The organism is Actinoplanes oblitus (assembly GCF_030252345.1).
Classification (GTDB): Bacteria; Actinomycetota; Actinomycetes; order Mycobacteriales; family Micromonosporaceae; genus Actinoplanes; species Actinoplanes oblitus.
Map to the genome: position 1 here is coordinate 7,502,126 of NZ_CP126980.1, position 12,872 is coordinate 7,514,997.

At 69.6% G+C, this 12,872-nt stretch carries 6 protein-coding genes; 1 reads left to right on the forward strand and 5 read right to left on the reverse strand.

Going from position 1 to position 12,872, the window contains the following annotated elements; all coding sequences use genetic code 11:
* Window positions 1-362 precede the first annotated feature (362 nt).
* From pulA to Actob_RS33370, 5 genes are read right to left on the reverse strand one after another with little or no spacing between them, the layout of a single operon-like run.
* Window positions 363-5,771, reverse strand: a complete 5,409-nt coding sequence (gene pulA, locus Actob_RS33350) for a pullulanase-type alpha-1,6-glucosidase (RefSeq protein WP_284915859.1) — start codon at window positions 5,769-5,771, stop codon at window positions 363-365.
* Entirely contained in the window at window positions 5,771-7,570 is a 1,800-nt protein-coding gene (locus Actob_RS33355) for a glycoside hydrolase family 13 protein (RefSeq protein WP_284915860.1), read from the reverse strand. The genes pulA and Actob_RS33355 overlap by 1 nt, the downstream gene beginning before the upstream one ends.
* Window positions 7,567-8,412 (reverse strand): sugar ABC transporter permease, encoded by an 846-nt coding sequence (locus Actob_RS33360; protein ID WP_284915861.1) that lies wholly within the window; start codon window positions 8,410-8,412, stop codon window positions 7,567-7,569. Before Actob_RS33360 ends, Actob_RS33355 begins: the two co-directional genes overlap by 4 nt.
* Window positions 8,409-10,022: an ABC transporter permease subunit gene (locus tag Actob_RS33365; RefSeq protein WP_284915862.1), complete on the reverse strand. Its 1,614-nt coding sequence runs from the start codon at window positions 10,020-10,022 to the stop codon at window positions 8,409-8,411. The genes Actob_RS33360 and Actob_RS33365 overlap by 4 nt, the downstream gene beginning before the upstream one ends.
* Window positions 10,022-11,275: a sugar ABC transporter substrate-binding protein gene (locus Actob_RS33370; protein WP_284915863.1), complete on the reverse strand. Its 1,254-nt coding sequence runs from the start codon at window positions 11,273-11,275 to the stop codon at window positions 10,022-10,024. Before Actob_RS33370 ends, Actob_RS33365 begins: the two co-directional genes overlap by 1 nt.
* Window positions 11,276-11,460: 185 nt before the next feature.
* On the opposite strand from Actob_RS33370, the gene Actob_RS33375 reads away from it, so the two are divergent.
* A complete protein-coding gene (locus tag Actob_RS33375; protein ID WP_284915864.1) occupies window positions 11,461-12,510 on the forward strand; it encodes a LacI family DNA-binding transcriptional regulator in 1,050 nt (349 codons plus the stop codon).
* Window positions 12,511-12,872: the final 362 nt, after the last annotated feature.

Genomic DNA, 12,872 nt, shown 5'->3' on the forward strand with positions numbered 1-12,872 from the left:
GCCTCACCAACCCCGACACCACCACCACGACCAGCCGCGAACTAGGGGCTGGCAACCACGGTGGCCTCACCAACCCCGACACCACCACCACGACCAGCCGCGAACTAGGGGCTGGCAACCACGGTGGCCTCACCAACCCCGACACCACCACCAGGACCAGCCGCGAGCTGCGGGCTGCGGGCTGGCGCTCACGGTGGTCTCATGAGCCCCGAGACCACCACCACGACCAGCCGCGAACTGGGGGCTGGCAACCACGGTGGTGTCACGGGCCTCGAGACCGCTGCTGCGACCGGCTGGGGGACGGGTCCGGCCCCGCCCTCCCGGGCTGATCGGGTGAGCGGGGCCGGTGATTCCGGTGTGCGTCAGCTCTGCACGAAGACCGACACCGTGCGGGCCGGGACGGAGAACGTGCCGGTCGCCGGGGCGAACGACGCGGTCCGGACCAGCGGGTCGGCGGAGGCCCGCTGCACCGGGTGCAGGGTGACCTTCTTACCAGCCAGCGCGGAGATCCGCTGGGTGGCGGTCGCCGCCGTGGAGTTGAAGACCACGGTGATCGACTTCCACCGACCGTCCAGGCCGCGGGCGTCCAGCGTCATGGTGATCACGCCGGGCGTCTCGTCCGTGCCGGAGAGCGGGAACGCCACCCGGTCCTGGACCTGCTTGCCGGTCGCCAGCCCGAAGACCGGCGAGGACTTCCGGATCCGCAGCAGCTCCTGGTAACGGGCGTCGGCCAGGTTGATCGCCGTGCAGTCCGGCTTGAGGGCGGGGTCGGCGAGCAGCGGCTTGGCGTACTGCCACTTGGACTGGTTGTCCGCGGCCGGCGGCAGGCCGCGGCCGAAGCCGTTGCCCCGGGTGCAGTCCCACTCGATCTGGTTGAACCAGTCCCCCGAGTTGAACGAGTTGCGGTCGAGGGACTTGGAGCGCAGCCGCTCGCTGCCGGCGGTCACGAAGCCGACGCCCTGGCCGAGCACCGTGGTGGCGAGCGCCACCGACTGCGATCGGGCCCGGTCGGTCGCCGAGGTGGCCTGCGGCAGCTTGAACGCCATCGAGTCGTACAGGATCTCGTTGTCGTGCGCGTCGACGTAGGTGATCGCCTCGGACGGCGCCGAGGTGTAGCCCGCCGGCGCGCCGTTGTAGTCGACGTCCTTACCGGCGACGACCTGACCGGCGCTGGAAGTGAACGTGTAACCAGCGAGGTTGCCGGTCAGACCGACCTTGATCAGGTCCTGGTAGTGCAGCAGCCGCGCCTTCCGCGCCGCCGCGTCCCCGTTGGCCGGGTCGCCGTTCGGCTGATCCGCGAGACCGGAGCCGAAGCCCTGGATCCGCGGGTTCTCGTCGAACGGGCCGCCGCCGCGGACCGCGTCCCGGAGCCGGTCGTTGAACGTGCCGATCCCGGTGCCGGCCATGTTCGCCTGGGTGGCCTGCACGAAGCGGGCGTTGTTCGCCACCTCGCCGAAGTTCCAGCCCTCGCCGTAGACGTAGATGTTCTTCCCGTCGACACCGTCGTGTTTCGGGGTGAGCTTGTCCAGCGCCTTGCGAACGGCCAGGATGTTCGCCTTCGGGTGGTGGCCCATCAGGTCGAACCGGAACCCGTCCACCTTGTACTGCTTGGCCCAGGTGACGATCGAGTCGACGACCAGCTTGCCCATCATCGCGTTCTCCGGCGCGGTGTTGGCGCAGCAGGTCGAGTTGGCCACCGTGCCGTCGGCGAGCAGCCGCTGGTAGTAGCCGGGCACGATCTGGTCGAGCACCGACTTGTCGTCGACGCCGGCCGCCGAGGTGTGGTTGTAGACGACGTCCATCACCACCCGCAGGCCGGCGTTGTTGATCCCGGCGACCATGGCGCGGAACTCCTTGGTGCGCTGAGCCGGGTCGACGGCGTAGCCACCCTCCGGGACGGTGTAGTGCAGCGGGTCGTAACCCCAGTTGTAGCCGTCCGAGCCGGCGACCTTGGCCACGCAGGCCTGCTGCTGGTCCGAGTCGGCCGGGAGGGCGGCCAGGTCACAGTCGGGCACGGCCTGGTCGGCACGGTTCTCCGGGATGGTCGCGAAGTCGAACACCGGCAGCAGGTGCAGGTGCGTGACCCCGGACTTGCCGAGCTCCGCCAGGTGCTTCATGCCGTTCGAGGCCGGCGACGTGAAGGCCTGGTAGGTGCCACGCGACGCGGCCGGCACCGACGTGTCGGCGATGCTGAAATCGCGTACCGAAAGCTCCTGGATCTGGATCTTCGCGGGCGCGGTGGCGACCGGCTTCCGCAAGGAATGCCATCCGGCGGGCGCGAGCGCCGCATCGGAGAGATCCAGGAACTGGCTGAGCTTGGAATCGGTGGACAGGGCCACCGAGTAGGGGTCGGTCACCGAGGCGGTGACGATCTTCCGCACGGCCGGCTGCCACGCGGTGACCCGGAACTTGTAGAACTTGCGGTAGAGGTCGCGTCCGGCAGGCGCGGACCAGATTCCGGTACGGTCATCGCGCCGCATCGTGACGATGGTGGCCGAGGCCGACCCCGCCGTGTCGTAGACCTCCAGCTCGACGCTGCGCGCGGTCGGCGCCCAGACCGAGACCTTGCCGTGGGTGTAGCCGAGCTCCGCGTCGACCGCCGCCGAGTAGACGTCGTCGAGCGCACCCGCGGTCTGCACTCCGGTCGCCGCGAGCAGCTTCCCGGTGGCGTCCCGCTCGGTGATCACGACCTGGCCGCGCAGGATGTCGGCGATGTTCGCGAAGGAACCCTGGAACGCGCTGTACTGCCACAGGTGCGGGAAGGCGGCGCGCTGCTTCTCGGTCAGGCCGGTGCGCCGCGAGGCGAGCCGGACGCTCCGGTAGGAGCCGGTGAGCTCACCGTCGGCCACCCCGATCTCGCCGGTCGCGGAGTAGACCAGGTCGTAGACCTTGCCGTCGGTCCCGGCGCCGACCTCCTGCAGCGTCGTGCCGGTGCCGGTCTGCCAGGAGATCGTGGACCGGTCGATCCAGACCGCCGACTCCTTGGACAGGTCGGTCGAGCCGCCGCCGCCGGCCGTCTTGACCAGCGGCAGCAGCCGCTTCACCTGCCCGGCGAGCAGCCAGACCTCGTGGCTCGCGTCGGCGAAGGTGAGGCGCTGGTCGGTGGGCAGGTCCTTGGCGTCGCCGTTGTGGATGATGTAGCTCAGCCCGGCCGCCCCGTCGGCCAGCGGCACCTCGAAGACCGCGCCGAACGAGTCGATCCTGGTGGGCGCGAGCGGGCTGCCCCAGTCGGTGCCGGTCGCGGCGCCGTCCCAGACGTGCAGGCCCCAGCCGGCGTAGTTCCCGTCGGCGCGGCGCCAGTGGATGATCGCCTTCGACGTGTCCTGCTCCACCTGGGGCGGGGTGGTGTAGATCGTGCTGTCACCCTGCTTGAGCCAGACCTCGGGGGTCTTGTTCGGGTCGAGCGAGCGGTCGGCGTCGGTGTCCTTCACGCCGTCGGCGTTCACCACGATGAAGCCCATGCTCTTGGCGTTCGGCGCGAGCTTGACATAGGCGAAGCGCCCGTACGCGTCCTCGCCCGCGAACGGCTGCCCGTGCGGCCAGGTGGTGGACATCGACGGGTCGACGTCACCCCAGGTGTAGAGGCCCCAGTCGGCGTAGCCGCCGGCCGGGCGCTGGTAGTGCACGATCGCGTAGTCGACGGTGGACGCCGCGGCCGGGGTGCCGACCGTGATCGCCGTCGTGGCGGAGGCGAGCCGCCCCTTGCTGTCTCGCACCACTGCCTTGTACTTCACCGGGGTGCCGCCGGCAAGCCCGTCCAGGTCGTGGTAGATCCGGTAGGGCGCCTTGTCGGCGGTGCCGAGCAGCTCCCACCGGCCGTTGCCGACCTGGGCCGCGAAGGTGACGGTGGCCAGCGGGTCGCCGGTGGTCTCGGCGACCAGCTCGGTGCGGGTCGCGACGGCGGCGCCGTCCTTGGGAACGCTGAGGCTGACGGTGGGGGCGGCGGTGACACCACCCACCGGGGTGCCGGCCCTCAGGACGATCGAGCTCAGCGCCGGCACGGTGACCGTGATCTTGCCGGCCGGGTCCGCCGTCACCGGCGACGACCCACCGTAGATCCCGGTGAAGGTGGCACCGGGCGACGAGGTGGCGAAGCTGACCGTCTGGGTGGTGGTGGCGCTGTTGGCCGCTACCACGTACTCGGCCCGCTTGGCCCGGTCGATCCGGGAGACCGCGAAGACGCCCTGGCCCTGCGCCGCGTACCGGGTCTGCTGCACGCCGGTGACCAGCGCCGGGTTCGCCTTGCGCAGCTTGGCGAGCGCGGCGATCGTCCGGTAGAGCGGGTGCGCGGTGTCGTAGTTGTCCACCGCGTGGGTGCGGTCGGTGCCGATCAGGTCGTCGTCCAGATAGTCGGCCGACTTGCTGGCGAACATGTCCTGGCGGGCGTCCTTGTCACCGCCCGGCCCGGTGAAGCCCTGCTCGTCGCCGGAGTAGACGACCGGCTGGCCGCGGGTCAGGAACATCAGCTCGTGCGCCAGCTGGTCGCGCTTGAGCCGGGTGTCGGCGGACGCGGCGGCGGCGATGAACGAGCCGATCCGGCCCATGTCGTGGTTGCCGAGGAAGGTCGGCAGCCGCTCGGCGCTGGTGCTCTCGGTGGTGTACAGGTCGTCCTTGGCGTAGACGTCGGAGAGCGCTGTGGCGTTGCCGGCGCCGGTGACGAACGCCTGCGCCGCCGCCTGGAACGAGAAGTCCAGGGTGGCCGGGAGTCCGCCCTTGCGCACGTACGTGGACTCGATCTCCTGGTCCGCGCTGTAGACCTCGCCGAACATGAAGAAGTCCTTGCCACCGGCCTTCCTGATGCCCGCGGTGAACTGCGGCCAGAAGTCGAGGTCGGTGTGCTTGACGGTGTCCAGGCGGTAGCCGTCGATGCCGGTGCTCTTGATCCAGTCGGCGTAGATCCGGGTCATGCCCTGGACCACCTCGGGACGCTCGGTCCACAGGTCGTCGAGGCCGTAGAAGTCGCCGTACTCGCTGTTCTCGCCGGAGAAGGTGGAGTCACCGCGGTTGTGGTACATCGTCACGTCGTTGAGCCACGCCGGCGTCTTGGCCCTGGCGTCCGCCTTGTCGGCGAAGGTCGGCGTGTAGGGGAACGAGGTGCTGTCGACCGGCGGGAACCCGTTCCGGCCGGTCGCGTAGTTCCGGTCCTCGAACGGCTGGCCCTGCGTGTCCGTGTACGGCGAGGTCGTCTTGTCGACGTACGTGTACTTGTTCTCCTGGTACTTGATGACGTCGGCGGTGTGGTTGACGATGATGTCCAGGAAGATCTTCATGCCCCGCTGGTGCGCGAGCCGGACCAGCCGCTTCAGGTCCGCGTTCGTCCCGAAGTGCGGGTCGACCCGGGTGAAGTCGGTGATCCAGTACCCGTGGTAGCCGGCCGAGATGTCGCTGCCGCTGCCCTGCACCGGACGGTTCTTGAAGACCGGGGCGAGCCAGATCGCCGTGGTGCCGAGCCCCTGGATGTAGTCCAGCTTGTCGATCACCCCCTTGAGGTCGCCACCGTGGTAGAAGCCCTTGTCGGTGGGGTCGTACCCGGTGGTGAGCCGGTCGCCCCGGAGGCCGCCCCGGTTGTTGGACCGGTCGCCGTCGGCGAACCGGTCCGGCAGGACGAAGTAGTACTGCTCGTTGGTCGCCGGCTGGTCGGAACCCCAGTTGGCGATGACTGCCGCGCTCGGCTCGGACGGGGCGGCGGACGCCTCGGCAGCCGGGATCGCGAGCAAAGGTAGGAGAAGGCTGAGCAGCGCGGTCCCCCACCGCGATTTACTCGATGCCACTATGCACCCTTCCGGTTCTGGCGTACGGACCACACCTGGAAGGTAGGTCCATCTTCATTGATTTCGATACATCCATCGGTACCGACCTTGAGGGTGTCGGCGCCGCCGTAGAGGTTCGTGCCGTCGACGCCGGCCGGTAGGCCGGCCAGGCGCAGCGGCTCGCCGGCCGCTCGCCGCGCCACCACCAGGACCGCGTCGTCGGCCGTCTCGCGCAGGAAGGCGAGGGTGTCGCCGGCCGCGTGCGCCCAGCGCAGGCCACCGGAGCGCAGCGCGGGCGTCGCCCGGCGCAGCGCGATGAGTTCGCGATACGCGCCGAGAGTGCGCCGGTCCCAGGTCTCCGGGCGGTGCCACGGCATCGGCGTACGCGAGTGCTCGCCGTTGATCCCGGTCAGGCCGAGCTCGTCACCCGCGAAGATCATCGGGGTGCCGGGCAGGGTGCAGAGCAGCCCGGTGGCCACCTCGTGCCGGTCCGCGTCGCCGACCACCGAGCGGATCCGGGGCGTGTCGTGCGAGCTGAGGATCTGCCACGAGCTGGTCCACGATCGCCAGGACATCTGCGCGGAGAACGCGCTCATCGTGGCGACCAGCGCGCCCGCGTCCCGGTCCGGGATCTCCCCGGGCACGCCCAGGAAGTCGTCGAACGGCAGCACCGCGGCGCGCAGCCAGCTCCACACCGGGCGGGTGAAGCCGGCGTAGTTCATCGTGCCCTGCCAGCCGTCGCGGTCCAGGTCACCGGTGGCGTCGTGGGCGTGCTCGCCGATCAGCAGGGCGTCCGGGCGAGCCTGCCGCACGGCGCGGCGCAGCAGGACCGCCGCCTCGCGGGACCAGTCCTCGGCGCCGCGGCGGCCGGTCATGTTGGCCACGTCGACGCGCCAGCCGTCCAGGGCGTACGGCTGGGTCAGCCAGTGCTGGGCGATCCGGGCGAAGCGGCGGCGCAGCTCGTGACTGCCCCAGTTGAGCTTGGGCAGGCTGGGTACGCCGAGCCAGGACTCGTACCCGCCGTCCGGGGTGAAGTAGTAGAGGTCGCGCTCGTCCGGGAACCACCGATGCGCGTCGCCGGTGTGGTTGGTGGTCAGGTCGCCGATCAGGCGCATGCCCCGGCCGTGCACCGCCTCGGCCAGCCGGACCAGGGCCGCGTCCCCGCCGAGCAGCGGGTCCACGGTGTCGAACGACGCGCTGTCGTAGCGATGGTTCGACCGGGCCGGGAAGAACGGTGTCAGGTACAGCGTGTTGGCGCCGAGGTCGGCGATGTGATCCAGGTGCCCGGCGATGCCGTCCAGGTCGCCGCCGTACACCTGGGTGGCGGCCAGTGGTGGCTGGGCCGCGACCGGCTCGTCCCAGCCGCAAGCCACCGCCCAGTCCGGGGTCCGCTTCGGTCCGGAGGACGCGAAGCGGTCCGGGAAGATCTGGTAGATCACCGCGTCCCGCGCCCAGGCCGGCGCGGGGGCGTAGGTGACCAGGCGGAAGTCGGTGGCGTCCGGGACGTCGTGCTGGGTCACGCCGCAGCCGGTCAGCCACCGCACCGCGCCACCCGCGGTGCGCAGCAGGAACCGGTACGGCGTGACCGGGTTGCGGACCTCGAGCTCGGCCCGCCACCACTCCCCGCCGTCGTCGCGCCGGTCCACCACCGCCGAGGTGAAGACCGGCTCGCCGTCGCGGACCCAGCGCATGTGCACCCGCGACACCCGGCTCCCGGCCGGCACCCGGACGAAGACGCTCACCGTCTCGCCCAGGGCCGGCGCGGGGTTGGACACGTAGGCGTCCGAGCCGTCGTGGTGTGGCAGGAGCAGCCGGCTCATCCCTTGACCGCGCCCGCGCTCAGGCCTTCCACGATGTACCGCTGCAGGTACATGAAGACGCCGACGGTCGGGATCGCGGTGAGCAGGGTACCCGCGCAGAACATGCCGAAGTTGGTGTCCCGCGAACCGGCGATCAGCCCGTAGAGGCCGACGGCGAGGGTCTTCGAGTCGCCCTCGGTGAGGAACACGTTGGCGATCAGGAACTCGTTGATCGTGCCGATGAAGGCGAGCAGTCCGGTCACCGCGAGGATCGGCGACACCAGCGGCAGCAGGATCCGGAAGAAGATCTGCGAGTGCGAGGCGCCGTCGACGTACGCCGACTCGTCGAGCTCCTTCGGGATGGTGTCGTAGAAGCCCTTCATCAGCCAGGTGTTCACGCCCAGCGCGCCACCCAGGTACAGGAAGATCATCCCCCACCAGGTGTTGAAGCCGAACGCCGGCCACAGGTCGGTGATCGTGGAGAACATCAGGAAGATCGCCACGACCGCGAGGAACTGCGGGAACATCTGGATCAGCAGCAGCGAGAGCAGACCGACCCGGCGCCCGGCGAACCGCCGCCGGCTGAACGCGTAGGCGGCCAGGGCCGAGAGGAAGACCGAGGCGGCCGAGGCCAGGCCGGCGATCACCACCGAGTTGAGGAACCAGTGCGGGAAGCCGGTCCGGCCGAGCAGGCGGCTGAAGTTCTCGGCCGACGCCCCGGTGGGCAGCAGCTCGGTCGACGAGAGCGTGCCCAGCGGGTTCAGCGCCGCCGACAGCACGAACAGCAGCGGGACGAGCGCGAAGACCACCCCGAGGACGGCGACCAGATGGCGCCAGCCGACCTGTTTGATCCAGCGGGTCACGAGTACACCTCCTCCTGCTGCCGGGTACGCCGGAAGCTGATCGTGGAGACCACCGCGACGATCAGGAAGATGAAGATCGAGATCGCGGCGGCGAAGCCGTACTGGGCGCCCGAGGCGCCGAAGGCCAACCGGTAGGTGTACGTGATCAGCAGATCGGTGGCACCGTTGGTGAGGTTGTCCGCCGGGAACGGCGCGCCCTCGGTGGTCAGCCAGATCGCGTTGAAGTTGTTGAAGTTGAACGCGAACGACGAGATCAGCAGCGGGGTCAGGGCGATCATCAGCAGCGGCAGGGTGACCGCCCGGAAGCCCTTCCAGGCGCCCGCGCCGTCCACCTTGGTGGCGTCCACCAGTTCGCCCGGGATCGCCTGCAACGCGCCGGTGCAGACCAGGAACATGTACGGGTAGCCGAGCCACAGCTGCACCAGAATCACCGCGATCCGGGCGGTCATGGCGCCGCCGAACCAGTTGGTGTGTATGCCCAGCAGGTTGTTGATCAGCCCGAAGTCGGTGTTGAACATGTCCCGCCAGACCAGGAGCATCGCGAACGACGGCATGGCGTACGGGAGCACGAGCAGGACCCGGTAGAGGTTGCGGAACCGGACCCGGCTGGAGTGCAGCGCCACCGCGATGAACATGCCGAGCAGGAACGTGAAACCGGTGGAGCAGATCGCGAAGATGAAGTTCCACACCAGGGTGCCCAGGAACGGACCGGCGATGCTGTCGTCGGTGAGCGCCCGGGTGAAGTTCGCGAAGCCGACGTTGACCTTCCAGCCCTGGGCCAGCTTCTCGCCGTCGGCGGCCACGAACGAGCCGATGCCGTCGTCGGCCTTCCACGTCTTGCCGCTGGTGGTGTCCCGGATGCTGTCGGTCGCGGCGTCGTACGCCCGGCCGGCCTTGCCCTCGTAGGCACGGGACAGCCCGGTGGAGCGGATCGCGCCACCGGCGGTCGGCACCGCGAACTCGGTGATCTCCTTGCTCCGGGCACTGGCCTGGCCGACGGTGAGCACGGTGTAACCCCGGGCCGCGGTGACCTTGCCGGACGAGGTGACGGTGACGTCGCCGGCCGGCAGCTGCTTGAGTCCGGAGCCGTCACCGGCGGAGACCTTCTTGGTGGCCGGGTCGGTGATCAGGAACACGAGTCCGCCGGTGGCCGGGTCGCCGGTGGTGGCGATGGAGAGGGCGTACTCGGTGGAGCCGGGCACCTGGGTGACCGACGCGGTCTGGATGGCGACGACCGCGTCCTGCTTGCTGCCCCGGTGCCCGTCACCGAAGTTGGTGAACGCCGTGCCGGCCGTGTAGAGCACCGGGAACAGCTGGAAGATCACCAGGAAGACGGTGCCGGGCAGCAGGTACTTCGCCGGGATGTGCCGCGGCGTCAGGTAGGCGTAGAGCAGCAGCGCGGTGGCCGCGACCAGGATGCCGAGGCCCACCCAGTGCTCGTCCTGGGCGAGCGGGAACGCCGCCCACACCGCGAACGACACCAGCAGGCCGAGCAGCACGATCTTGACGGCGAGACCGGCCACGCTGGTGCCGCGCTCGCGCCGGTTCGCCGGCTCGGGATCGGAGGCGGGGAGGGCCCGCGTCGCGGGCCCTCCGAGCTGCGTCGTCATTACTTGATCTGCGACGAGATCGTCTTGCCGGCGGCGGTGATGGTCTTCTCCGGGTCGGCCCCGCCGATGACGGCGGACTCGGCCTTGCCGAACGGGTCCCAGATGGCGGCCATGGCCGGGATGGCGGGCAGCGGCACGGCGTTCTCACCGGCGGTGACCCACTTCTCCAGGTCCGGATCGGAGCCCTTGACCTGGTCCAGGGCGGCGGTCAGCGCCGGCGGCCGGGGCTCGGCGTTGTAGAGCGCGACGGCCAGGTCCGGGGTGGTCACGTAGTTGGTGACGAACTCCTGCGCCAGTGCCTTGTTCTTGCCCTTCGCGGCGACGTAGAAGGTCTGCACGCCGAGGAACGGGGTGGCGGTCTTGCCACCGGCGAAGCCCGGGACGGCGGTGATGTCGTACTTGAGGTTCGCCTTCTTCACGTCGGTGACGGCCCACGGGCCGGAGACGAGGTAGGCGCACTTCTTGCCGGTGAAGGTGGCGATCGAGTTCTGGTCGCTGATCGAGCGCTTGAGCGCGCCGTCACCCTTCTCGCCCAGCGCGGCCAGCTTCTTGAACGCCGCGATCGACTCCGGCTTGCCGACGCCGAGGTCCTTGGGGTCGTAGTCGCCCTGCGCGTTGGTGCCGAACAGGTAACCGCCGGCCGAGCTGTACAGCGGGTACGAGTGGTACGCGTCGCCGTTCTGGCCGACCTGCAGGCAGAGGATCTCCGAGACCTTCTTCGCCGCCTTGAGCTTCTTGCCCTCCTTGACCAGGTCCTCGATGGTCGCCGGGGCGGCCGGGGCCAGCTCGGTGTTGCGGATCAGGCCGAGGTTCTCGGTCGCGTACGGCACGCCGTAGGTCTGCCCGTTGAAGGTGACCGCCTTGATGGCGTTCGCCGCGATGCCGCTCTTCTGCTCCGCGGTCAGCTGCACCGGGTCGATGGCGCCGTTCTGCACCAGGTTGCCGATCCAGTCGTGCGCGCCGACCATCACGTCCGGGCCGCTGCCCTGCTGGGAAGCGGTCAGGAAGGTGGTCTGCTGGTCCTTGGAGATGGCCTGGACCTTGACCGTCACGCCGTTCTCCTTGCCGAACTTCTCGGCGAACGGCTTGAGGGCGGCGGAGCGCTTGTCGTCGGCCCAGATCACCAGCTCACCGGTGGCGGCGCTGGCCTGCGGCCCGGCGGTGGTGCTGTCTTCCTTCTTGTCGCCACAGGCGGCGACGCCGACCAGGCAGAGCAGGCTTGCCGCGATCACTCCGGCGGTGCGGATGCGCATGGAAAGCTCCCGTTCTTATACGGATTTAGCGCGAGAAAAGGGGTGTCCTGAGCGCGGCCCATGGCTCGGCGCTCACAAGATCGGTAAGGTGTCGTCCTTGTTGCCGGGACGTTAGCAAGCTCTTGCAGTCAATGGAAGGGCTTGCAGAGCGATGCCCGGTAACAGCTCGGCACTACAGTGACAACATGCGTGCACGGATGGCGGACATCGCCCGTCAAGCCCAGGTCAGCGAGGCGACGGTCTCTCGCGTCATCAACGACCGCCCCGGCGTCTCCGCGGAGACCAGGCAGGCGGTGCTGACCGCCCTCGACGTGCTCGGCTACGAGCGCCCCGAGCGGCTGCGCAAACGCAGCGCCGGTCTGGTCGGCCTGGTGGTGCCCGAGTTGGACAATCCCATCTTCCCGGCGTTCGCGCAGGTCATCGAGTCGACGCTGGCTCAGTCCGGGTACACGCCGGTGCTCTGCACGCAGTCACCCGGCGGCGTCACCGAGGACGAGTACGTCGAGATGCTGCTGGACCGCCAGGTCTCCGGCATCGTGTTCGTCTCCGGCCTGCACGCCGACACCACCGCCGACCCGGAACGCTACCTGCGGCTGCTCGCCCGGCCGCTGCCGATCGTGCTGGTCAACGGGCACACCGACGGCATCGACGCACCGTTCGTCTCGTGCGACGAGCAGCTCTCCGGCGATCTGGCGGTGGGACACCTCGCGTCGCTCGGGCACCGCCGGATCGGGATGATCTCCGGTCCTCACCGGTTCAGCCCGGTGCAGCGCAAACTCGCCGGCTATCGGGCCGCCATCCAGCGCGAGCTCGGGGTGCCGGCGTCCGAGGTGGACGATCTCGTGGAGCTGACACTGTTCGGCGTGGAGGGCGGCGAGGTGGCCGCGGAACGCCTGCTGAACAAGGGCGTCACCGGCATCATCTGCGGTTCCGACCTGATGGCACTGGGCGCGATCCGTGCCGCGCGGCGCCGCGGGATGGACGTGCCGGGCGAGGTGTCGATCATCGGGTTCGACGACTCGCCGCTGATGGCTTTCACCGACCCGCCGCTGACCACCCTGCGCCAGCCGGTGGCGGCGATGGCGGTGGCCGCCGTCCGGTCCCTGGTCGACGACATCAACGGGCACGGTTCGCCCAGGTCGGAGTACCTTTTCCGGCCGGAGCTGGTGGTCCGCAACTCGACGGCGATGGCCCCGGCCCGCCGCAAGCTGACCGCTGACATCTCCGCCGCCTGACGAAACCTGCTGCAAGTTCTTGCACGATCGGGCGGCGCAACCCGCTCGTTCGCTCAAGAGAGCGTGTTCTCCGCCTCGTTCGAGCGGCCGGTCTTGCGCAGCTGAGGCGGGCTCGGTGGCGGGCATCGCGAGGCTCGTGACCGGCACGGGCAGGCTCGGTAAGAACCGGCATGCCCGCCACCTCTCCGAATGCACCGACCGCAACGTCGTCACTACGCAGCGCGCGCAAATCCCTGCTTTCCCGGCGGCATCGCCGATCAGTGATACACATCACATTTTTTCTTAACCGGTTAACCAGCGGAGCGCGTCGGGCTTGCTTTCGCGGCGTCGGCGGACGGGCGGCTGCCGGGTCCTTGCAGGGT